This window comes from Frankia sp. CcI156, assembly GCF_001983015.1.
Taxonomy (GTDB): Bacteria; Actinomycetota; Actinomycetes; order Frankiales; family Frankiaceae; genus Frankia; species Frankia casuarinae.
Genome location: NZ_MOMD01000001.1, coordinates 180173 through 203247, shown reverse-complemented (window position 1 = coordinate 203247; position 23075 = coordinate 180173). Strand labels below are relative to the sequence as shown.

The 23075-nt window shown below is 71.5% G+C and carries 19 protein-coding genes and 1 pseudogene; 16 read left to right on the top strand and 4 right to left on the bottom strand.

What is annotated here, in order from left to right; translation table 11 throughout:
• Positions 1–91: 91 nt before the first annotated feature.
• Positions 92–1201: a lysophospholipid acyltransferase family protein gene (locus tag CcI156_RS00985; protein ID WP_011434942.1), complete on the top strand. Its 1110-nt coding sequence runs from the start codon at positions 92–94 to the stop codon at positions 1199–1201.
• A gap of 25 nt (positions 1202–1226) precedes the next feature.
• On the opposite strand, the gene CcI156_RS00980 is transcribed toward CcI156_RS00985, so the two are convergent.
• Positions 1227–2114, bottom strand: coding sequence for an HAD family phosphatase (locus tag CcI156_RS00980; RefSeq protein WP_076804053.1), 888 nt, complete (start codon positions 2112–2114; stop codon positions 1227–1229).
• Positions 2115–2370: 256 nt separating this feature from the next.
• Positions 2371–3087 carry a sigma-70 family RNA polymerase sigma factor gene (locus CcI156_RS00975; protein ID WP_076803998.1) on the bottom strand — a complete coding sequence of 239 codons (717 nt, stop codon included), beginning with the start codon at positions 3085–3087 and terminating at the stop codon, positions 2371–2373.
• Positions 3088–3349: 262 nt separating this feature from the next.
• Here CcI156_RS00975 and CcI156_RS00970 point away from each other — a divergent pair, with 262 nt between their 5' ends.
• From CcI156_RS00970 to CcI156_RS00935, 9 genes are all read left to right on the top strand, one after another.
• Positions 3350–3661, top strand: a complete 312-nt coding sequence (locus CcI156_RS00970; RefSeq protein WP_011434945.1) for a glutaredoxin family protein — start codon at positions 3350–3352, stop codon at positions 3659–3661.
• A gap of 185 nt (positions 3662–3846) precedes the next feature.
• On the top strand, positions 3847–4989 hold the full coding sequence (locus tag CcI156_RS00965; protein ID WP_076803997.1) for a redox-sensing transcriptional repressor Rex: 1143 nt from the start codon (positions 3847–3849) through the stop codon (positions 4987–4989).
• Entirely contained in the window at positions 4986–6407 is a 1422-nt protein-coding gene (locus CcI156_RS00960) for a glutamyl-tRNA reductase (protein WP_076803996.1), read from the top strand. The genes CcI156_RS00965 and CcI156_RS00960 overlap by 4 nt, the downstream gene beginning before the upstream one ends.
• A complete protein-coding gene (hemC, locus tag CcI156_RS00955; protein ID WP_011434948.1) occupies positions 6404–7591 on the top strand; it encodes a hydroxymethylbilane synthase in 1188 nt (395 codons plus the stop codon). Before CcI156_RS00960 ends, hemC begins: the two co-directional genes overlap by 4 nt.
• Positions 7592–7593: 2 nt before the next feature.
• Positions 7594–9417, top strand: coding sequence for a uroporphyrinogen-III synthase (locus tag CcI156_RS00950; protein WP_076803995.1), 1824 nt, complete (start codon positions 7594–7596; stop codon positions 9415–9417).
• Positions 9414–10442, top strand: a complete 1029-nt coding sequence (hemB, locus tag CcI156_RS00945; RefSeq protein WP_076803994.1) for a porphobilinogen synthase — start codon at positions 9414–9416, stop codon at positions 10440–10442. The genes CcI156_RS00950 and hemB overlap by 4 nt, the downstream gene beginning before the upstream one ends.
• Before the next feature lie 12 nt (positions 10443–10454).
• Positions 10455–10643: a hypothetical protein gene (locus tag CcI156_RS24375; protein ID WP_139168573.1), complete on the top strand. Its 189-nt coding sequence runs from the start codon at positions 10455–10457 to the stop codon at positions 10641–10643.
• Between the two features lie 428 nt (positions 10644–11071).
• Positions 11072–11296 (top strand): heavy-metal-associated domain-containing protein, encoded by a 225-nt coding sequence (locus tag CcI156_RS00940; protein ID WP_011434951.1) that lies wholly within the window; start codon positions 11072–11074, stop codon positions 11294–11296.
• Positions 11297–11409: 113 nt separating this feature from the next.
• Complete coding sequence (locus tag CcI156_RS00935) at positions 11410–13962, top strand: cation-translocating P-type ATPase (RefSeq protein ID WP_076803993.1); 2553 nt, start codon at positions 11410–11412, stop codon at positions 13960–13962.
• A gap of 48 nt (positions 13963–14010) precedes the next feature.
• Here CcI156_RS00935 and CcI156_RS00930 read toward each other — a convergent pair whose 3' ends face one another.
• A complete protein-coding gene (locus CcI156_RS00930; protein WP_076803992.1) occupies positions 14011–15540 on the bottom strand; it encodes a methionine--tRNA ligase in 1530 nt (509 codons plus the stop codon).
• Positions 15541–17483: 1943 nt separating this feature from the next.
• Between CcI156_RS00930 and CcI156_RS00920 the strand changes: the two genes are divergently transcribed.
• From CcI156_RS00920 to CcI156_RS27550, 5 genes and pseudogenes are all read left to right on the top strand, one after another.
• Entirely contained in the window at positions 17484–18305 is an 822-nt protein-coding gene (locus tag CcI156_RS00920) for a TnsA-like heteromeric transposase endonuclease subunit (protein WP_076803991.1), read from the top strand.
• Positions 18305–18643 carry a hypothetical protein gene (locus tag CcI156_RS23790; RefSeq protein ID WP_011434956.1) on the top strand — a complete coding sequence of 113 codons (339 nt, stop codon included), beginning with the start codon at positions 18305–18307 and terminating at the stop codon, positions 18641–18643. The genes CcI156_RS00920 and CcI156_RS23790 overlap by 1 nt, the downstream gene beginning before the upstream one ends.
• A 20-nt stretch (positions 18644–18663) precedes the next feature.
• Positions 18664–20235: a Mu transposase C-terminal domain-containing protein gene (locus CcI156_RS00915; protein ID WP_083718233.1), complete on the top strand. Its 1572-nt coding sequence runs from the start codon at positions 18664–18666 to the stop codon at positions 20233–20235.
• Positions 20232–21365: an ATP-binding protein gene (locus CcI156_RS00910; RefSeq protein WP_076803990.1), complete on the top strand. Its 1134-nt coding sequence runs from the start codon at positions 20232–20234 to the stop codon at positions 21363–21365. Before CcI156_RS00915 ends, CcI156_RS00910 begins: the two co-directional genes overlap by 4 nt.
• A 4-nt stretch (positions 21366–21369) precedes the next feature.
• Positions 21370–21795, top strand: a pseudogene (locus CcI156_RS27550) (TniQ family protein); the annotation flags it as partial.
• A gap of 112 nt (positions 21796–21907) precedes the next feature.
• Here the strand turns inward: CcI156_RS27550 and CcI156_RS26495 are convergent.
• Positions 21908–22123: a hypothetical protein gene (locus CcI156_RS26495; protein ID WP_023839813.1), complete on the bottom strand. Its 216-nt coding sequence runs from the start codon at positions 22121–22123 to the stop codon at positions 21908–21910.
• Between the two features lie 71 nt (positions 22124–22194).
• Here CcI156_RS26495 and CcI156_RS27545 point away from each other — a divergent pair, with 71 nt between their 5' ends.
• Complete coding sequence (locus CcI156_RS27545) at positions 22195–22929, top strand: LysR family transcriptional regulator (protein WP_084680664.1); 735 nt, start codon at positions 22195–22197, stop codon at positions 22927–22929.
• Positions 22930–23075: the final 146 nt, after the last annotated feature.

The window sequence follows — 23075 nt, the reverse complement described above, 5'->3', positions numbered from 1 at the left end:
GGGCGGTTGCGGCCCGCCGGGTGCGGGATCGGATAGGGGGGAGGCGGAACACGTGATAAAAGGTGACGAATCCCGGGGTGAAGCGCAGATCATGCCTTGGAAATCCGCCGCAGCCGATTCGGCTTCGCGTGACCCGGCTTCGCGTGACCCGGCTTTTCTCGACGAGGTTTCCCCCGACGAGGTCTTCCTTGGTCCAGCCGCCGCGTCCCCTCGCTCCTCGCTCAACGGTGCCGAGGCGACGCTGACCGAAAGCCGGTCGGCGGCGGGTGGGCCGTCCGACCCGGCGACGGGTCCCACCGCCGCTGCCGGGCCCGATGGCGCTGCCAGGACGGACGGTGCGCCACCGCCGACGGCCGAACCCGGTGATCTGGAGACGGCCCTCGCGGGAGCGCTGGCCTTCCTGCGGCGGCGCATCACCGGCGACTACGTCGTCGACGAGCACGGGTTTGACCCGGACCTCACCGAACACGTCGTCGCTCCGCTGCTGCGGCCGATCTACCGGGACTACTTCCGGGTCGAGACCCGGGGGCTGGAGAACATCCCGGACACGGGTGGCGCTCTGGTGGTGGCCAATCACTCGGGCACCCTGCCAATGGACGCGCTGATGATGGCCGTGGCCATCCTCGATCATCATCCGGCCCATCGCCACCTGCGCATGCTCGCCGCCGACCTGGTGTTCGCGGTGCCGTTCCTGGCCCCGCTGGCTCGTAAGATCGGCAACACTCTGGCGTGTCAGGCTGACGCGGAACACCTGCTGAACACCGGGCACCTTGTCGGGGTCTGGCCGGAGGGCTTCAAGGGCGTCGGCAAGCCGTTCAGCGAGCGGTACAAGTTGCAGCGGTTCGGGCGCGGTGGATTCGTCTCGGCCGCGTTGCGGACRGGTGTGCCGATCATTCCGTGCACGATCGTCGGAGCCGAAGAAATCTATCCTATGATCGGTAACGCGAAGTCGCTCGCTCGCCTGTTCGGGCTGCCCTACCTGCCGGTTACACCGACCTTCCCGTGGTTCGGTCTGCTGGGGCTCATCCCGCTTCCGTCCAAATGGATCATCGAGTTCGGGGAGCCGGTCCCAACGAAGACGTACACCGCTGAGGCGGCGGACGACCCGATGCTGGTGTTCGAGCTCACCGACCGCATCCGGGAGACCATCCAGCATACGCTGTACAGCCTGCTGATGCAGCGCCGCTCGGTGTTCTTCTAGGTTCTTTCCCGGCGCCGAAGGTGCTCTAGGCGCCCGCGGCCCGGCGCCGCAACGCCATGCCGGCGGCGACCCCGCCGGCGAGCGCGCCCACCCCGGCTGCCGTCGGAATGCCGATCTTGGCTGCCTTGCGGGCCGTGCGAAAGTCCTTGATCGGCCATTCGCGTTCCCGGGCCACGGTCTTCAGGTCCGGATCCGGGTTGATCGCGACCGGGTGGCCCACCAGGGAGAGCATGGGCAGATCGTTGATCGAGTCCGAGTAGGCCCAGCACCGCGACAGGTCCAGGCCCTCCCGCTCGGCGAGCGCCTGCACGGCCTCGGCCTTCGCCTGGCCGTGCAGCAGGCCGCCGACCAGGTGGCCGGTGTAGGTGCCCTCGGCGGAGACCTCACTGACCGTGCCGAGGGCGCCGGTGAGGTTCAGCCGCCGGGCGATGACCGAGGCGAGCTCGACCGGGGTGGCCGTGACCAGCCACACTCGCTGGYCCGCGTCAAGGTGCTGCTGGGCGAGCGCGTGCGTACCCGAGTAGATCTGCTCGGCCATCCGTTCGTCGTAGATCTCCTCGCCGTAACGGACGATCTCGGCCACCGTGCGCCCGGCGACGAAGGCAAGCGCGGTCTCCCGAGCATCCCGGATGCCGCTCGGGTCCTCGAGCCCACGCAGCCGGTAGGTGATGTGCTGCCAGCCGAACCGGATCAGGTCACGCGAGTTGAAGAAGTCCCGGGCGGCCAGGCCGCGGGCGAAGTAGAAGATCGAGGCGCCCGCCATCATGGTGTTGTCCACGTCGAAGAACGCGGCCGCCGACTCGTCCAGCGGAGCCCGCGGAACCTCCTCGGCCGCGACCTTCAAGGCGGCGATCGCGGCGGCCTCGGCGRCCTGCCTCGTCGTGGCCAGGTCCCTGCGTCGTCGCACCCTCATCGTCAACTCCATGCTGTCCGGGGCGGAGCAAGGGCTCGGCTCGGGAAGTGACCGGGGCCGCCACCCACCCCTTGTCGCCACCTCCGCGCGCCGCGATCCACGCCATGGTTCGCCGGCACGCCGTCAGAGTACGGTGCGGCACGACTTCGCGGCGGCCGCCGCTCGAACGTGACGGCGGGAAAGTGCCGGTGGAACAACGACCGGGCCGGGGTTGCGACGTGATCTGGGATATCGCTCACGGCGAGGGGCCCGGAGGTCAGGCCGTGCCTGCTGCGGGAAGGGCGCGGGCAAGTGTCCGAATTGCTCTGAACTGCAAGGATTTGACCGCCCCTTCGTTGCGGCCCATGGCCAGCGCGGTCTCGCGGACCGACAGCCCTTCGAGGAACCGGAGCGCGACGCACTCCTGCTGGTCCGGGCGCAGTTCGCGGACGGCGTCGAGCAGCTCGCGGCGGGTCAGCACGGCCAGGATCGACTCTTCGGGGCTCGGCGCCGTCAGCGCCGTGGCTCGGTGCTCGGCCGCGGCGAGGATGTCCGCCGTCGGGATCTCGAACCGGCGCCGCGCCGAGCGGGCCTGATCGACCAGCAGGTTGCGGGCGATGGTGATGAACCAGGCACCGATGTCCCGTCCCTGCCACTGGAACGTGCCGATGGAGCGGAAGGCACGCAGGAAGGTCTCGCTGACGATGTCCTCGGCGGCCACCGGATCCCCGCCCAGCCGGTACAGCGCGTACCGGAACACGAGGTTGGYGTACCGGTCGTAGAGCAGCCCGAAGGCGTTGACGTCACCTCGCCGGGCCCGGGCGACGAGCGCCGTCCGGTCGTCGTCGGCCGGATCGCCCTGAGGGTCCCCGACTCGCTCGCGGTCCTCCCGGGCGCCCACCGGGGACATCGCGTCCTGCCGGCGGAGGGGGCCGCGGCGCGGGGCGGCGAGGTCGACGAGGTCGACGAGGTCGGCGAGCGTGCATTCGGTCACAGCCCGGGCTCCGGAGGATGCGGTCGCGGCAAGGTGGGCCGGAAGGCCCGGCGCACATGGTTCCGTTAGTAGCTGAGTGTAGCCGGAGGAGGGAGCGCGGGAAGTCGGAGATCGTCCGGGCGCAGGCAGAGGGCGTCTTCCGGCGAGGTCCGGACCGGACCGCACGCCGGGGCCGGGGCCGGGCCCCTGAACGGACCTCGGTCCCACCGAGCGGTTCGGAAAGCCACTCGGCGGCGACGGGGATCGCGCCTACCATCGGGGAATGGACGACGGGTTGGAACAGGCGGATTCCGGCCGCGACGGTGTGCGTATCACACTGCTCACCCGGACGGGATGTCATCTGTGCGACACCGCGCGGGCGGCGGTCGTCCGGGTCGCCGAGCAGGAGCAGGTCGGGTGGCGGGAGGCCGATGTCGACGCCGATCCCCAGCTTGCCGACGCCTACGGCGACCGGGTGCCGGTCATCCTGCTCGACGGCCGGGAACACGGTTACTGGCGGGTGGAGGAGGACCGGCTGCGGCGGGCGCTCGCCGGCGGCCGGTGGGCGCTGCGCCCTGCCAAGGGTGGTCGCTGATCAGGGGGCCGGCTCTCCTCGGCACTTCGTGAATCCCTTCACGAAGTCGTACACTGCCCGAGGACAGCCGACTTGTGGCGCCGACTACCGCACGCCGGGACTACCGCACGCTGGGTGTCGGCGGGGCCACGGATTCGGGCCCATAGCTCCGGGCGTAACCGCGCGCCTAGAGATCGGAGCCGCGGATGAGTCAGYCACGGCGTCGCCCGGCGGTGATCCGGCGACGTACACGTAGTGACACGGCTTCCAGGCGTTCCTCCGACGTTCCGGAGGCGACGGTCGCGCGGCTTCCGCTCTACCTCCGGGTGCTGACGACATTGGCGGAAAGCGGGGTTTATACTGTGTCTTCGGACACGCTCGCGGCCGCCGCCGGAGTCACTCCGGCCAAGGTTCGCAAGGATCTGTCCCATCTCGGTTCCTACGGCACGCGGGGCGTCGGCTACGAGGTGGATGTCCTGCTCGACTGCATCGCCGCGAAACTGGGCCTCACCGAGGACAGAGCGGTTGTGCTGGTGGGAGTCGGCAACCTCGGCCACGCCCTGGCGGGTTACGGCGRCTTTTATGCCAGGGGCTTTCGGATCGTGGCCCTGGTCGACGCGGATCCCGAGCGAGTCGGCGAGCGGGTCGGTGAGGTTGTCGTCAGTCCCGTCGGCGATCTCGAACAGGTGATCGTCCAGGGTCAGGTCACGATCGGGATGATCTGCACGCCGGCAGCCGCGGCGCAGGGGGTGTGTGATCGTCTGGTCGCTGCCGGGGTCACCAGCATCCTCAACTTCGCCCCCACGGTGCTTTCGGTACCCGACGGTGTGGACGTGCGTAAAGTCGACCTTGCCGTGGAACTGCAGATCCTCTCGTTCCATGAAGCACGTAAACGTCCGTCGCCGGCACGGGACACATCACCGAGACGGGGCGCGAGATCCACACCGGGCGCCGGCTCCGGGCGTGACGCCGTGCCGCCGCGCCGGGCGCGCCCGGCGCGGCGGGCGCCCTCGGCACGCGAGGCGCTGCCAGGCGGCGACGAGGTCCTCGCCGCGCTCGGGGCGGCGGGCCTGGACGGGGTGACGAGCGCGGACGGGACGGAGCCCTCCGCGGGCAGGCTGGAGACCGATACGGATGAGGTCGTGCGGGTGACTCGGCAAGTAGGCATGACTCGTCCGGCGGGGGCAGCTCGTCCGGCCGGGATGGCTCGGGACGATCGGCCGACCCGGGATGATCGGGAGGGGGAACCGGGCGCGGTGCGCCTGGAGCACACCCCGGAGCCTGGATCGCCGGCGCGCGGGACGCTGCCGGCCGCGGGAGCGCTGATGGCCGGAGGTGAGGCGTCGTGAGCCTCCTGGTGGTCGGGCTCAACCACCAGACCGCGCCCACGTCGTTGCTCGAACGCACCTCGGTCTCGGCCGAGGACATCCCGAAGGTCCTGCACGATCTGGCCGAGGGCACCCACGTCAGCGAGGCTGTGGTGCTCTCGACGTGCAACCGCATCGAGATCTATGCCGAGGTTGAGACCTTCCACGGCGGGGTCGCCRACATCTCCGACCAGCTCAGCCGGATCTGTGGGATCGACCTCGGTGATCTTGCCGGCCACCTGTACGTCCACCACGAGGCGCGGGCCATCGGGCACCTGTTCTCGGTGGTGTGCGGCTTGGACTCCATGCTTGTCGGGGAGAGCCAGATCCTCGGTCAGGTACGCACGGCCTTCCGGGCCGGTCAGGCCGCCGGGGTGGCGGGCAGCGCGCTGTCCGGCCTGTTCCAGGCCGCGCTGCGGGTCGGCAAGCGGGCCCACTCCGAGACGTCCATCGATGCCGCCGGCGCCTCCATTGTCTCGGTGGGTGTCCGGCTGGCCGCTTCCGGCCTGGGCCTCCACAGCGAGGTTCCGGCCGTGCCGGTGGCGCCGCCGGGCGGGCGGGCGCTGGACGGGGGAGGAGTCGCGGCCGAGGGGCCGCGACACGCCGTGACGCCCGAACCCCCGCCGTTGGCCGGGACCCGGGTGCTGCTCATCGGTGCCGGCGCGGTGGGATCGCTGGCCGCGCAGACCGTCCGGCGAGCTGGCGCCGGGGAGGTTGTGATCGCGAACAGGACCGCCGCCCGGGCGGCCCGCGTCGCCGAGGCCCACGAGGCCCGGGTCGTCGGTCTCACCGACCTGGCCCACGAGATCACCATGGCGGACCTGGTGATCTCCTCGACCGGCGCGAGCGGTCTCGTTGTCGAGCACGAGCTGGTTGCCGCGGCCCTGCCCGGCCGGGCAGGGCGCCCGCTGGTCTTCCTCGATCTGGCCCTGCCGCACGATATCGACCCGGGGGTGCGCGAGCTGCCCGGGGTGAGTCTGATCGACCTGGACGCACTGCGCATCGCGCTGGACGGCGCCCAGGTGACGCACGACGTGGAGGCGGTCCGYGCGCTGGTCGCCGCCGAGGTCGCGAGCTTCCTCGACCGCCGGCGGGCGGGCCGGGTGGCGCCGACCGTCGTCGCGCTGCGGGCCCACGCCGCCGCCGTGGTGCGTAGCGAGCTCGCCCGGTTGCACACCCGCCTGCCCGACCTCGACGATCGGGAGTGGAGCCTGGTGGAGGGCTCGGTCCGGCGCGTCGTCGACAAGCTGCTGCACGCCCCGACCGTGCGGGTACAGGAGCTGGCCGGGGCGCCCGGTGGGGACGCCTACGCCGAGGCCCTGCGGGAACTGTTCGATCTGCCGCGTGAGGTGCCCGCCGTGGTGTCCGCGCCTGACCTTGATCTGCTGGAGCGTTCGTGACGGGGATCGACCCGACGAGTACCGACCCGACGAGTACCGATCCGACGAGCATCGGCGCCACGGGTACCGGCGCCACGGGTACCGGCGCCGACCTGCTGGCCCGTTTCGCCGGCCGCCGGCTGCGGCTGGGAACACGGCGCTCGGCGCTGGCGCTGGCCCAGTCCGGGACGGTCGCTGCCACCCTGCGGGCGCGGGTGGGCTGCGCCGTCGAGCTGGTGCCGATCGTCACGGCGGGGGACCGCTCGTCCGGGGAGATCAGCCAGATCGGCGGGACCGGCGTCTTCGTCAGCGCGCTGCGCGACGCCCTGCTGTCCGGCGAGATCGACCTGGCGGTCCACTCGTTGAAGGACCTTCCGACGGCCACCCCACCCGGTCTGGTGCTCGCCGCGGTCCCGCCGCGGGCGGACCCCCGGGACGTGCTGGTCGCCCCGAGCGGGCGGCGCCTGGCCGAGCTCAGGGCCGGCGCCCGGATCGCGACCGGATCCCCACGTCGCGCCGCGCAGCTGCGTGCTCTCGGCCTCGGGCTGGAGGTCGTCACGATCCGCGGCAATGTCGACACCCGGTTGAAGAAGGCCATCGACGGTGAGGTGGACGCGGTCGTCCTCGCGCACGCCGGGCTGGCGCGGCTCGACCGGCTCGATGCCGTCACCGAGATCCTCGAACCCACGGTGATGCTGCCCGCGCCCGGCCAGGGAGCCCTGGCGATCGAGTGCACGGGCGGTGCCGGGCTCGTCGTGGCCGGTCCGGCGCGCGCTCTGGTGCCCGCCGGGCCGGGTTCAGGTCCCGCTGTGGGACAAACCGGTGGCGAAACGTGGTCAGATGGCGGCCAGCCCGTCGATACGGGCCTCGCCGAGCTGCTACGGTTTGTGCTCGATGACGCATCGTCGTCCGTCGCGGTCAGAGCGGAACGCGCGTTCCTCGCCGGCATCGAAGCTGGTTGTACTGCCCCGGTCGGCGCCTTGGCCGAGCTTCTTCCGGAGCTGGCCGAAGGAGCCGCGGCGGAGGCCGGCGGTGCGCCTCCCGCGGGTCGTCTGTGCCTGCGGGCGGTCGTCGCCGCGCCGGACGGAAGCGATGTCCTCCGGCGTGACGTCACCGGATCCGCCGTCGACCCGGAGGCGCTCGGGCAGCGCCTCGCGGACGACATGCTGTCCGCCGGAGCACACTCGCTGATGGGAACCCGCTGAGCATGGCCACCCGACGAACGAAGAAGCCCGTCTCCCCGGTCGCCCTGGTGGGTGCCGGACCGCGTGACCCCGGACTGCTCACCGTCCTCGCGGTCGAGACCCTGGCCGCCGCCGACCTGGTGGTTGCCGATCCCGAGGTGGCGCCGGCGGTGGTGGAGAACCTCACCGCCGAAGTGCTGCGCATCGGCGACCTCGAGGCGCCGAAGCCGGTCCGTGACGCGGAGGCGGCGACCGCCGCGGTGGTGAGCAGGGCCCGTGCCGGTGACAAGGTGGTCCGGCTCTACGCCTCCGATCCGTGGCTGACCCGCATCGGCGCCGCGGACGCCCAGGCGCTCGCGAAGGCCAAGATCCCCTATCGGGTGGTGCCCGGCATCCTCACCGGCGCCGCGGTCGCGACCTACGCCGGGGTCGCCCCGGGCGCGCCGGTCACCTTCGCCAGTACCTCCGGGGTCTTCTCGTCGTCGGGCACCGTGCCGGCGTCCTCGCCGTTCGGCGGGAGCGAGCCGGTGGGTCCGCTCACCGGTCCTCCGTTCGGGGCCTCGCGGCTGGGCGGACGGCCGATCGCCGGTCTCGGGGGCGGGCTCGGCGGTGGCCTGGGAACCGGCGGGTTCGGCTCGCCGCTGGGCCTCGGTGCCGCGGGCGGCTTCGGCGGGTTCGGTGCGCCGATCTCCTCCCCCGGTGACCTGGACTGGGGTGCCCTCGCCCAGACCCCGGGCACCCTCGTGGTCACGGCGGCACCGACGGAGGTCGGCAAGGTCGCGGCGGCGCTCGTCGAGCACGGGCGGCCCGGTGACACCCCGATCGCGGTGACCGTGGACGGCACCACCACCGACCAGCGCACCGTCACCTCGACGCTCGACYGGGTCGAGGCGGACACGGCACCGCTGTTGACCGCGGCCCCCACCCCGATCACCCAGGTCGTGCTGTCCATCGGCCCGGTGGTCGCGACCCGCGGCAAGCTCTCCTGGTGGGAGACCCGGGCGCTGTTCGGTTGGACGGTGCTGGTCCCGCGGACCAAGGAACAGGCGGCGATCCTGTCCGACCTGCTGCGTTCGCACGGCGCAAGCCCGCTGGAGGTGCCGACGATCGCCGTCGAGCCCCCGCGGACCGCCGCCCCGATGGAGCGCGCGATCACCGGTCTGGTCTCTGGGCGCTACCAGTGGGTGGCCTTCACCTCGGTCAACGCGGTCAAGGCGGTGCAGGAGAAGGTCGAGGAACGCAGCCTCGACGCCCGCGCGTTCGCGGGGGTCAAGGTTGCGGCGATCGGCGAGGCGACGGCCGACGCGCTGCGTACCTTCGGTATCCGGCCCGATCTCGTCCCGTCCGGGCAGCAGTCCAGCGAGGGGCTGCTGGCGGACTGGCCGGACTTCGACGACACCCTCGACCTGCTCGACCGGGTGCTGCTGCCGCGTGCCGACATCGCCACCGAGACCCTGGTCGCCGGCCTGAAGGAACGCGGCTGGCAGGTCGATGACGTGACGGCCTACCGCACCGTGCGTGCCGCTCCGCCGCCCGCATCCATCCGGGAGGCGCTGAAGGGCGGCCGGGTCGACGCGGTCGTCTTCACCTCATCCTCGACCGTGCGCAACCTGGTCGGCATCGCCGGCAAGCCCCACGAGACGACGGTGATCGCCGTGATCGGTCCGGCGACGGCCGCCACTGCCCAGGAGCTCGGGCTGCGCGTCGACGTGCAGGCTCCGGAGGCGTCCATCCCCGCCCTTGTCGGGGCGCTGGCGGAGTTCGCTGCCGAACACCGGGAGGAGCTCGGGAAGATCGGGCCGCTCGCTGCGCGGTTGCCGAAGCCACGGCGAGGCTCGCGGCGGTGAGGGCGCAGGCCCGGGGGAACGGGGCCGGGGCCGGGGCCGGCTATCCGACGGCACGTCCCCGCCGGCTGCGCCGCTCGTCCGCGCTGCGCCGGCTGGTCTCGAACGTGCGGTTGCACCCGTCCGACCTGGTGCTGCCGATGTTCGTCAAGGAGGGCGTGGCCGATCCCGTTCCACTGGCCTCGATGCCTGGTGTCGTCCAGCACACCCGCTCCTCGCTGCGGGGGGCGGCCGTCGAGGCCGCCGAGGCCGGCGTGGGCGGGCTCATCCTGTTTGGTGTGCCCGCGGAGAAGGACGCCCGGGGCTCGGCCGCCGACGACCCGGACGGCATCGTCCAGCTCGCGCTCGCCGATCTTGCCTCCGAGGTCGGTGGCGACGTCGTCCTGATGACGGACCTGTGCCTGGACGAGTACACCGACCACGGGCACTGCGGTCTGCTCACCGACTCCGGGGAGGTCGACAACGACGCCACCCTGGCGCGCTACGGCGCGATCGCCGTGGCGCAGGCCCGTGCGGGTGCCGAGGTCGTCGCGCCGAGCGGGATGATGGACGGCCAGGTCGGCGCGATCCGGGCCGCGCTGGACGCGGAGGGCTTCGTCGACCTGCCGATCATCGCCTACTCGGCTAAGTATGCTTCGGCGTTCTACGGGCCGTTTCGCGAGGCCGCCGAGTGCGCCCCGCAGTTCGGGGACCGGACCGGTTACCAGCAGGATCCGGCTCGCTCGGCCGAGGAGGYCCGGCGCGAGGTCGCGCTCGACCTCGCCGAGGGCGCGGACGCGGTGATGGTGAAACCGGCGCTGGCCTACCTGGACGTGCTGCGGGCGGTGGCCGACACGGTGGACGTACCGGTGGCGGCCTACCAGGTGTCGGGCGAGTACGCGATGGTGGAGGCCGCCGCGGCGGCCGGGTGGATCGACCGGGACCGGGCGATCGACGAGACGCTGACCGCGATCTCCCGGGCCGGGGCGGACATCATCCTGACCTACTGGGCCACCGAGGTTGCCCGCCGCTTGGCCGCCGCCCGCTGACTGTCCCCCTCGGTGACGATTCCTGTCCGCCGGCAGCTTTCTGGACAGGTATCCGGGCGGGAGGCCGCGCTCAACGGAGCGGGCCGCGCCGGGAGCGGGCCGCGCCGGGAGCGGGCCGCGCCGGGAGCGGGCCGCGCCGGACCGGTGGGTGACCACCGCGAGGCGGCGCCCCGACGTGCCGGGTCGTGGGTGCCCGGCTGATGTGCCGGTCGTCCGTCCGCGCAGGATCTGATGGACTCTGGACCATCCGGCCGTATTGCGATGCGCTGATGTGATGCGCTCCCGTCGCCCAGCTGGCCGCCCATCCGGTCACAGTCCCGTGCGCCTGCTCTCCACGATGGTGCCGGAAGCTCGACATGTGCGGAAAGTGTTCGGCATGTTGCCCGAAGTAGGCCGGCGGGTTGGCCAAGGTGGGGCTGTGCGTCGCGGCCTTCCTGTGTCGGCGTGGGTGGGATCTCCCCCGTGATGATCGACCATTGGTTCGGAAGATACCCCCACCGGGTACCGGTACACCATACGGGGGGAGGGTATGTTCGGGAGGTGGGACGGGCGCCGGTGGGCCGGTGGGTCGGGCAGATCCATTGGGGCCGGGGCGGCTTACAAGAGGAGACGAGGAGACGGGAACGGCCATGACGACAACCGCCTACACGACCACCTACACGGTGGCCGGGATGACCTGCCAGCACTGCGTCCGATCCGTGACCGAGGAGCTCGCGCGGCTGCCGACCGTGTCGGACGTCGCCGTGGACCTGGCCGAGGGTCGGGTCACCCTCGTCAGCGATGGCGTCGTCGAGGACGGCGCCGTCCGGGAGGCCGTTGCGGAGGCCGGATACGAGCTTGTCGGGCGGGCGTAGCGCTTCGGTGGTGCCAACGGTGCCGGTGGTCGGCGGGTGTGTCCGCTCCCACCGCCCGTGACCGGCGGTACCTTCCGGTCCGCCGTCAGGAATCCGCCGTAAGGGGAGAGCTGATGACCACTCTCGACGTCGGAAGGGGTCACCCCGCGCGGATCGAGCTCGCGATCGGCGGGATGACCTGCTCGTCGTGTGYCGCGCGGGTGGAACGCAAACTCAACAAGCTGGACGGCGTCACCGCTTCGGTGAACTACGCCACCGAGAAGGCCACCGTGACCCTCACGGACACGGAGGCCCCCGCGGTCCGTCTCGACGATCTGATCCGCGTGGTCCAGGCCGCGGGCTACTCCGCGGCCCCGGCCGCCGGACGCGCGGCTGACACCAGGGCCGAGACGGCGGCCTACACCGGGGCCGAGACGGCAGCCGATGCCGAGGCTGACACCGAGGTCGTAGCCGGCACCGCGGCCGAGCAGGTGGCGGGTGCGGCGGATGCCAAGGACGGCGGCGCGCAGGACGGCGGCGGCACGCAGGACGACGCACCCGGCGCGGCGCTGCGGGCGCTGCGCGTCCGGCTGGCGGTCTCGGCGGCGCTCGCCATGCCGGTGATCGTACTGGCCATGGTGCCCGCCTGGCAGTTCGACTACTGGCAGTGGGTCTCGCTGGCCCTGGCGACGCCGGTCGTGCTCTGGGGAGGCTGGCCGTTCCATCGGGCCGCGGCCCGGGGCGCCCGGCACGGTGTCGCGACGATGGACACCCTGGTCTCCCTCGGAACGCTGRCCGCCTTCGTCTGGTCGCTGTACGCCCTGTTCCTGGGCGGAGCGGGCGAGCCGAGGATGCGGCACTCGTTCTCGTTCACCGGCGGATTCCCGGGCCCGGAAGCCTCGGCCGGCGAGATCGTCCACTCGGGGAGTGGTCACGGCACCGGCGGGAGTGCCCACGGCGGCGCGGGCACGGCCCTCTACCTGGAGGTCGCCGCCGGGGTGACGGTGTTCCTGCTCGCCGGCCGATTCCTGGAGTCACGTGCCCGCCGGCGTTCCGGCGCGGCCCTGCGGGCGCTGCTCCACCTCGGGGCGAAGGACGTCACCGTGCTGCGCGTCCGGCCGGCGGACGGCGCGCGGGGGACTGGCCCGCGGCGGGTCGAGGAGCGGATCCCGGTCGAGGCGCTGCGGATCGGGGACGAGTTCGTCGTCCGTCCGGGCGAGAAGATCGCCACCGACGGCGTCGTGCTTGATGGGCTGTCGGCGGTGGACGCGAGCATGGTCACCGGCGAGTCGGTGCCCGTCGAGGCCGGCCCGGGTGACGCGGTTGTCGGGGCGACGGTGAACGTCGGCGGGCGGCTCGTGGTCCGGGCCACCCGGGTCGGTGCCGACACGCAGCTGGCGCGCATCGCCCGGCTCGTGACGGAGGCCCAGAGTGGCAAGGCCCGCGTCCAGCGCCTCGCCGACCGGGTCTCGGCGGTGTTCGTTCCGGTGGTGATCATTTTCGCACTCGTCACCCTCGGGGTCTGGCTGGCTCTCGGGCAGCCGGCGACCGACGCCTTCACCGCGGCCGTCGCCGTGTTGATCATCGCCTGCCCCTGCGCGCTGGGCCTGGCCACGCCGACGGCGCTGCTGGTCGGGACGGGACGCGGTGCGCAGGTGGGCATCCTTATCCGCGGCCCGGAGGTGCTGGAGTCGACGCGGCGGGTCCAGACCGTCCTACTCGACAAGACCGGCACGGTGACCAGCGGGCGGATGCAGGTTGTCGCGGTGCTGCCGGCTCCCGGCGARGACGCCGCCGAGGTGCTCCGGCTCGCCGCGGCGGTGGAGGACGCGAGCGAGCACCCCATCGCCCGGGCGATCGCCGACGCGGCCAGGGAGCACGCGGTGGCCGCTGGTGCGGCTGGGGAGCACGCGGTGGCCGTCGGTGTGCTGCCGCCGGTCGCGGACTTCGCGAACACCGCGGGCCTCGGCGTGCGCGGCACCGTCGAGGGGCATGCGGTGCTCGTCGGGCGGCCCCAGGTGTTCGTGGAACTCCCGGACGCGCTCGCCGCCGAGCTGGACCGGGAACGGGCCGCCGGGCATACCGCCGTCGTGGTCGGCTGGGACGGCCGTCCCCGTGGACTGATCAGTGTCGCCGACACGGTGAAGCCCACCGCGGCCGCGGCCGTCGCCGATCTGCGTCGGCTCGGGCTGCACCCGGTCCTGCTGACCGGGGACGCCGAGGCGGTCGCCCGGTCCGTCGCCGCCGAGGTCGGCATCGCGGACGAGGATGTCATCGCCGAGGTCCTGCCCGAGGAGAAGGTCGCGGCGGTCCGTCGCTTGCAGGCGCAGGGCCGGGTCGTGGCCATGGTGGGCGACGGGGTGAACGACGCCGCCGCGCTCGCCCAGGCCGATCTGGGCCTGGCGATGGGCGGCGGCACCGACGCGGCGATCGAGGCGTCGGATCTGACGCTTGTCAACGCGGATCCCCGCCTGGTGGCGGATGCTATCCGACTGTCGCGCGCCACCCTGCGCACGATCAAGGGCAATCTGTTCTGGGCGTTCGCCTACAACGTGGCCGGGCTACCGCTTGCCGCGACCGGTCTGCTCAACCCAATGATCGCGGGGGCGGCGATGGCGTTCAGCTCCGTCTTCGTCGTCACGAACAGTCTGCGGCTGCGGCGTTTCACCGCACTGCGGCCGGCCTGAGCGGGTCCGGCCTGAGCGGGTCCGGCCGGAGCGGTTCCACGGCGTCGGTCAGGTCGTGGCCGGTTCGGCCGGCGGGGCCTCCAGGCGCGGGAACACCGGGCTGGGACCCGCGACCCGCGACCCGCCGTCGCCGCACTGCGCGGCGATGCGCGGTGCCGAGTCAGGCAGGAAGGGCGCGAGGTGCTCCGCCAGCTCCCGGCACGTGGCGACCAGTTCGGCGAGGACTGCGTCGAGGGCGTCGCGCGACGCTCCCTCCTTGCGCTCCGCCTTCGCGAGCTCCCAGGGCCGGGCAGCCTCCACGTAGCGGTTACCCTCGTCGCCGATCCTCGTGATGACCTCGGCCGCCCGGCGGAAGTCGAAGGCGGCGAAGGCGTCGTCGATCGTCCGGGGGGTCTCGTCGCGCACTGCCCGCAGCTTGGCGGCCGCGGGATTGTCGAGGGCGAGTGGGGGAATGAGCCCGTCCCGGTACCGCTTCACCATCGACACGGTCCGGTTGACCAGGTTGCCGATGTTGTTGGCGAGGTCTTCGTTCGCGCGGGTCACGAGCCRTTCGGTCGTGTAGTCGGTGTCGCCGGCTCGGGCGACGTCGCGCAGCATCCACCACCGCAGCGCGTCGGTGTTGAAGGCGGCGACGATGTCGGCGGGATCCTCGGCGTTGCCAGCCGACTTGCTGATCTTCATGCTGTCGGCGGTGAGATACTCGTGCACGAAGATGGTGTCGGGCAGGCGCACCCCGGYCGAGAGCAGCATCGCMGGCCAGTAGACGGCGTGAAAGCGGATGATGCCCTTGCCGATGACGTGCACTCGCCTGTCGGCGTCGTTCCACCAGTACTGGAAGCTGTCGTCGTCGTTGCCGTACCCGGGGGCGGTGATGTAGTTCCCGAGCGCGTCGAACCACACGTAGATGACCTGCTCGGGGTCGCCGGGGACCGGAATACCCCAGCCGCGGGCCCGGCTCATGCTCCGCGACGCGCTGAAGTCCTCCAGACCGGCCTCGATGAAGGACAGCACCTCCCGCTTGCGGGCGGCGGGCTCGATGCGCAGCCGGTCGGTGGAGATGAGCGCGTGGAGCTGGTCCTGATAGCGGCCCAACCGGAAGAACCAGTTGCTCTCCTCCACCAGGTCGGGAACGGTCCCGTGTTCCGGACAGCGGCCGTCCACCAGCTCGTCGGGCTGGTAGAACAGCTCGCATCCCACGCAATACAGACCGGCGTAGGTCTTGCGGTAGAAGTCCCCGCGGTCGGCGCAGGCCGACCACAGCTTCTCGACTCCCGGCCGATGACGGGGGTCCGTGCTCGTCTTGATGAAATCGTCGAACGAGAGGCCCAACGGACCGCGAAGGCCCACGAACCCGGTGGCGACCCGCTCGACGTACTCGGCGGGTGTAATCCCCTCGGCCTCGGCCGCCTGGACGTTCTTCAGGGCGTTGTCGTCGGTGCCGGTCTGGAACCGGACCTCGTGGCCGCGCTGACGAAGATGACGTGCGTACGCATCGGTCTCGATCAGTTCGAGAGCGTGACCTACGTGCGGCTTGCCGTTGACGTACGGAATCGCCGTCGTCACGAAGTAGCGGCCCATCTGGTGTGAGTCCTTCCGCCCCGGTAGCAGCCTCACCGACGAGGCTCCGTCAGGGCCTCATCGGTCAGTCTGTCAAGACGCGCGGAAGAGGCCGGACGGCATGTGCATCATCATCTGGCTGGCCGGCGTCTCGGCCGTGGCATGTGTCCTCGACACAGGGTGAATCCTACGCGACCTCGCGCCCGGTAGCCTCCCGGGGAGTGTGGCCCGATCCGCATGATTCGGATCATGGTTTCCGACTGAGGTCGCCATAGACGCTGACCACCGCGTTCATGCCCATGCGGGCCATCGCGGCCGGCGCTGCCGGCACCCCCCGCCGGTCGGCCAAGCGTCGGCGTCGGTCGGCGCCGGGCTGCTTCCGCCGATCGTGACAACGATCGTCGGCGGAGGTACTTCGTAACCGTCGCCGTTCGCCAGACTAATCCGGGTCTCGACAACGATCCGCGGGATGTGGCGTTGATGTACTTTGTCCATCGAATTTTGGCTCCCGTCTTCAGGGTTTTCTAAGAATCACAGAAAGGCTTCATGAAAAACACACGAGAATCACATGTGATCTGCCGCCAAATGCTTCCGGCCATCTCTGGCGCGAACACGCCGGGCGCAATCCAGCCAGGCGCCGGTGCGTACGGCTAGTCTTCCCATCGCAAGTAGTCGATCGATATTTTTGATGACGGGAGAATCATGACAAGATCCCTGAAGAGGAAAGCGGTGGTCGCCTCCCTGTCCGCCGTGTCGGCAGTCTGTGTGACGGTGGGACCGGCGGCTTCAAGCGCCTGGGCCGACGACCGCGTTCCCGTGCGGAGTGTCAACCATTGGCACGCCACGGACGGCTGGAAGCGGAACGACTGGAACGGCTGGAACAAGGGCGGTCGGGGCATCGGGCGGCAGGACCAGGGCCGCGAGGACGAGCGACGCCACGACGACAGCCGCCAGAGCGGCGGTAGCCAGGACCAGTGGCGCCGGGACCATGGTCGTCAGGGCCGGGACCAGCTACAACGGGACCAGGGCCAACGGGACTGGGGTCGCCAGCCGGGTGGAATAGTTCGATAGAAAGGGCCGACGGGTGATCGGCCCGGCGCCTTTCCGCCGGCCGGTCGTGCGGGTGCCGGGACTAGCGGTAGCCGACACCCGCATCCGTCAGCTTTCTGTTGACGTCGGAGGGCGTGCCCCCGGTCGCCAGCCGGGTACGGGCTGGCCTCCCTCAGGCGTTCAGCCAGTTACGCCGGTCTCGTGGCGCGGGACGTCGGTCCGCCGGCGTCGGGCACCGCCGTGGGGCCGTTTCCGCCCGTGTCCGCCGGGCCGGTCTGCGGCGGCCCGTCCCCGGTCTGCGCTGGCCCGTCGTGCGAGTCKGCGGAGGCGGGACGGATCGACCACGGCACCTCACAGAACAGGCGGGGGAATTCGGCAAATAAACGCTAACCGCACTATCCGATTCTGCCAAGCGCGTGCATTCTGCCGACCACTCCCGCTCGTGACCATGATTAGATAGGATGCCAGTAATGGCATGACTCTTGGCCTACTCTTGGCCTACTCTTGGCCTACCCGGGTACGTGCCAGATGCTCGCTGAGCTGCACCGATGCGCCGCCTCAGACGTACCCAATTAGCGGGTACGCCGATGGGGGTCCGTTGGGGTGGTCGGGTACGCGTATGACGGTCTAGGGATCTGTAGGGATCGCGGACAGATGGCCACTCACCGTGATGGTTGGCCAGTAGATGGCCGCTGGCCGTGGTAGTTGGCCAATCTGCGGGAGACGTCGGGTGATGCYGGTCCGGAGCGATTCTGCCGCCGTCGCGGGTGCGGAAGGTCGGCGCGAGATCGTCGGCTCTCCGGCTGAATGGTTCGCGGGGTGCCAGCCTCGGATAATCGTCATTTCGATCTGTAGGAACTCGCTGATTGCCGTGTTCTCTGGGGCCGCGGGTGTGGTCCGAGGTGTGCCCTGCGATGCATTGCGGCGGTTCCGGCCTCCTGGCGCCCTACCTTTCGGACATCGACGGTGAACTGGTCGCGCAGAAGCGGGCTTCGGGTTCGGCCTGCGCGGACGGGGAGGACCTGCCTGAGCCGGTCGTGTTGTTGCGCACGGCGGAGGGTGAGGTCGAACGCCCGATACGGAACGTTACGGCAGCGCAGGTGATGGCGGCTGTGCCGTGGCGGACGGTCCGAAGCGTGCGAGGGCAGCCGCATTTTCCGGGTTGGTACTGGTCTGCGACGACGGGCGGTCATGTCGTCTACGAGAGCCGGTTGGAGTTGGCGCGGCTGCCGGTCGCGGACTTCGACACGCAGGTGGTCGGGATCGMGGCGCAACCGTTCCTGCTGCGGGCGACGGTCGGTGGCCGGGTCCGCCGGCACGTGCCGGACCTCCTGCTGGTGCATGCGGATGGGGCGGCGCGGCTGGTGAACGTGAAGCCGGTGTCTCGGCTGGAGGACCCGGTGGTCGCCGAGGCGCTGCGGTGGCCGGGCGTCGTGGCGCGGTCGCACGGCTGGGCGTATGAGATCTGGAGCGGCACCGAGGCGGTCTATCTCGCGAACCTGCGGTTTCTGGCCGGCTATCGCAGGCCGGGTCTGCTGCCCGACGGGTTGACGGATGCCGTCGTCGCGGCGTTCCGGCCCGGTGACACGATCGGTTCGCTTGTCGGTCGCGCGACGCGGGAAAGCCCGGCGGGGCAGGTCAAGGCCGCAGCGCTGACGCTGCTGTGGCAGCGAAGGCTGTCGACGGACCTGCACCGTCGGCTGGGCGACGACAGCACGCTGGAGACGGCGCTGTGATGGCGCAGGCGCGGGTGGACGTGGCGGTCGGTAGCCGGCTGGCGCACGACGGCCGGTGGTGGACGGTGACCGAGCTGACGGCGGGCTCGGTGCTGCTCACCGACGTCGGTGGCGGGGTCCGGCAGGTCGGGCTGGCTCATCTGCTGGCGCATCCCAGCACCCGGCTGCTCACCGACGTCCCGGTCGACGCGGTGGCGGGCGTGGGCGCGGATCTGGCGGGCTTGAACGCGGCTGGCCGTGAGGCGCTGGCCGATCGGGTCGGGCACGTGCAGGAGGTCCGCACGGGGTTCCGGCGGGGCTGGTCGACGAGCGGTGGCGGCGGCGACAGACAGCGCTGAGCGTGGTGGATGGCCGCTGGGTGGATACGGCGCGGGGCGTGCTCGCCGAGTTCAGCCACGCGAGCACGCCGACTCAGGACTTGGTTCTCGCGGCGATCGAGGCTCGGCTTGAGCAGGAGCACGGCCCGGGGGTGGTGCGCCTGCCGGGTCGGACCCGGGCGCGGGCCCTGCTGCGGGAGCTGAGCCGCGGCACCAGCGCGTTCGGTGGAGCCAAGGGCCGGCGGGAGATCGCCGGTCGCCCGGTGGCGCCTTACGGGAAGCTGCGGGCGCACCGGCCGGGTGAGTACCTGCTGGTGGACACGACCAGGTTGGACGTGTTCGCGATGGAGCGGGTGACGCTGCGCTGGGTGCAGGCGGAGCTGACGGYCGCGATGGACCGCTACGACCGGTGCATCACCGGGCTGCGGCTGACCCCGGTGTCGACGAAGGCGGTCGACGCCGCGGCGGTGCTGTTCGAGTCGGTCCGTCCGTTGCCGGAGCCGGCGGCGGGCTGGGTGGATGTCCGCCCGCCCTATCACGGTGTTCCTGGGCGGGTGGTGGTCGATGTCGAGCGGCTCGTCGACGCCGGCGGCGTCCCGCTGTTGCCGTCGGTGGCGGCGGAGACCCTGGTGGTCGATCATGGCCGGATCTATCTGTCGGAGCATCTGCTGTCGGTCTGCCAGCGGCTGGGGATCTCGGTGCAGYCGGCGCGGGTCGCGCAGGCCACCGACAAGGCCGCGGTCGAGCGGTTCTTCCGCACGCTGCGCGAGCAGCTACTCGTCGCGCTACCCGGCTACAAGGGCCCGGACGTCCACCACCGGGGCGCCGACGTCGAGGAGCAGGCGTTCTACTTCCTCGACGAGCTCGAAGAACTCATCCGCCAGTGGGTCGCGGACTGCTACCACCGCCAGGCCCACGGCGGGCTCGTGGTCCCCGAGGTGCCGGGGCTAGCAGTGTCGCCGCTGGAGATGTTCGCCCACGGGGTGGCGCGCGCCGGTCATCTCCAGGTGCCCGCGCGGGCGGACCTGGTCTTCGACTTCCTGGCGGTCGAATGGCGCACGATCCAGCACTACGGGGTGGAGATCGGCGGGCTGCGCTACGACGGGCCAGCTCTGTCGCCCTACCGCAACCGGACCAGCCCGCACACCGGCGTTCACACGGGCAAGTGGCCGATCCGGGTCTATGCCGAGGACGTCAGCCGGGTCTACTTCCAGGACCCGGCCGACCAGCGCTGGCATGTGCTGCGCTGGGAACACGCCGACGCCCTGGGCGGGCCGTTCAGCGCCGACGCGCTCGCCTACGCTCGCCAGCTCGCCACCGCGACCGACCGGTTCCCCGACACCCGCCGGGCGCTGGCCCGGCTGCTGGAACGCTGGGACGCGGGCCTGGYCGGGAACCGGGCCGAGCGGCGCATGGCGGTGCGCCTGTCCGAACGGCGGCTGCGTCTCGTCGGCGACACGGCCGTCCCGGACGAACCCGCCCCGGCGGTCGCCTCGCCCGACCAGGACCGTTCGGCCGAGGAGACGGCGGGCGATGACGACCGCGACGACGAGCTTGGCGCCCCGTTCCCTGGCGAAGACGACTTCTACGCCGACGCGATGGAGATCGTGTGACCGCACCGCCGGACGGCGGCGAACGCGCCTACAGCCTGTCGACGAAACAGGGATGGACGACGTTCGTGACCGCCCCGGACCGGCCACGCCCCGAAGCGTTGGACCGCGCCGGCCTGGCGGCGCTGTCGGCGACGGCGCGGGCGGACTACGACGAGCAGCGCACGGTCTGGCACGCCAACCTCGGCCCGATCCGCACCCCGCAGATGCGGGCTGTCCACGACGACCTCGATGACATCGTCGAGGCCAACCGGCAGGACGGCGACAAGGTCAAAGGCGCCGCGGTCATCGACGCGTTCCCCGGGCTGGGGAAGTCCACGGTCGCGCAGACGTTCGCCCGCGGCTTCCACCAGCGCCAGCTGGCCCGCTACGGGCCGACGACCACCGGCGGCCATGAGCGGGTCCCGGTCGCGCACGTCTGCCTGACCTCGTCGACGACGAAACGCACGTTCAACACGATGCTCTGCCGGTTCTTCCACCTGCCCGGCTCGGAACGCGGCAACGCCGAGCACCTCGGCCACAAGGCCGCCGATGCGGTCCTGGCCTGCGACACCCGGCTGATCGTGATCGATGACGTCCACTTCCTYGACCCGCGGCGCGCCGACGGCCGCGATGTGGCGAACCATTTCAAATATTTGGCGAACACCTTCCCGGTCACGTTCCTCTACGTCGGTGTCGGGATCATCCGCCGCGGCCTGCTCGCCGAGGGACTCGGCCCGTCCGAGGAGGAGCTCGCGCAGAACGGCCGCCGGTGGACGACGCTGTCCGTCGACCCGTTCGAGATCGAGACCGAGCCGGGCCGGCGCACCTGGCGGCGGCTGCTCCTGGCGATCGAGAAGAACCTGATCCTCGCCGAGGGCCATCCGGGGATGGTCGCCGACGACCTGTCGGACTACCTGTTCGYCCGCAGCACCGGCCACTTCGCCTCGCTGATGACGCTCATCGCCCGCGGCTGCCGCCGCGCGGTCCGCACCGGCCAGGAACGGCTCACTCCCGCCTTGCTCGACCAGGTCCGCAACGACGCCGCCGAAGCCGCCCGCCAGGAACTGCACGCCGCCTTCACCCACCGCCGGCTGACCAGCCGACCCGCCAGCACCCCACGCGCCGAGCCGGCGCTGCCGGCGGCGGGATAAGCCGGTGGTCGACAGCATCCCGATCCGGCTGGCCCCGCTGCCCGGTGAGGACCTCGACAGCTACCTGCACGCCTACGCCCGCCTGCTGCACGCCGAGGTCTCCGACATCCTCACCCTCGCGGGCCTGGCAGGTCAGCCGAGCACCGAGAAGCTCGGCCACCGGCCCTGGACCTACCGGCTCGACCCCGTCGAACGCGCCGCGCTCGCCACCGTCACTGGCCTTCGGCCACAGACTCTCACCGCGATGACCCTCGCCCGTTACGACGGCACCGGCCTACTCGGCGGTATCCGGCCGACCGGACGGCCCCGGCCGCCCCGCTGGTGGAACCAGCTCAAAGGATCACGGTTCTGCCCCCGGTGCCTCGCCGGCAACGGCGGACGGTGGATGCTGGCCTGGCGGCTGCCCTGGACCTTCGCCTGCACCCGTCATCATCTTCTGCTCGTCGACACCTGCCTCGCCTGCGGCCGGGCTCACCGCCCCGCCCTTGACCAGCCGCCCCGCGGCCCCGGGACGGTGCGACACGACCGGCCTGCCGCTCCCGTCACACCCGCGCGGACGCCAGCCGCCCGCCTGCACGGCCCCACCCGCCGACACCGACGCGGTCGCGCTGCGTCCCGATGGTCCGATCGTCACCGCGCAACGTCACGTAGACAATCTGCTCGCCGAGCTCGGCCGCAGCCATCCTGGCACCGTCGCCCGGCCGGCGGGTGTCGCGCAGCGCCTCGACGACCTGCACGCCGTCGCCTTCGACACCCACGGCGCCCCCATCGATTACGCCCGCCGCCGGCGATGGCGACGCCTGCGCCAGCCTGACTTCGACGAGACCGCCTGGCGCGATCGCTTATCTGCACGACCGCGCCGCACACATCCTGCGCCGCGGCAGGGTCGACGAACCTGTCACCTGGGAACCGCCCTTCGACTGGATCACCGGCATCACCTGGCCCGGCCTCGACCCCACCCGCGTGCACCGCCGGGAACTCTGGGCCCACCGACCCCGCCCCCATCGAACCGCCCCACACTGTCCAGCCCCCGACCATCACGGAGCCCACCCAGCTGTCCGGGCGCGCGATCCTCGCCGCGGTCGATCCCGCCTGGCTACGCGAGCAATACGAAGTCAAGCGACGACACTTCGCCGACATCGCCGCCGAGCTCGGCATCCATGGCACCGACGTCAGCGCCCGAGCACGCGCCCTCGGCATCCCCACCCGCCGCGGCACCGCCGCCCACACCCACCCCCTGGCCCCGCACGGAGGACCCGACGCGTTCACCCCGCTGACCTGGACCGTCCTCGACGGCCGAGGCGCCGAACAGCGTGTCCGCAGACTGCTCGCCACCCCCGGCCACGCCCACCTCCGCGACGCCGCCCGCGCCCTCGGCATCCGCACCGACGCCCTCAGACGGCAGATCCACCACCTTGAACACACCGTCGGCGCCGCACTGCTGCACACCGACGATCAAGAACACCTCATGCTCACCCCGCACGGCGAACACCTCGCCCACACCCTCCTGCCCATCCTTGATCTCCTCGACCGCACTCGGAATCCGGGGAGGACACCCTCCTGACCCACTCCGTCATGACTGTTCCTGGGGCGCGACGCCACGGGCATTCGTGATGAACCRGGTTAACGTCCGACGTCGTCGAGGAGGAACTCGCCGCCCCGGCCGAGGGCCGGTTCCGCATCGAACCGCTGATGTTCCACCTCGCCGCA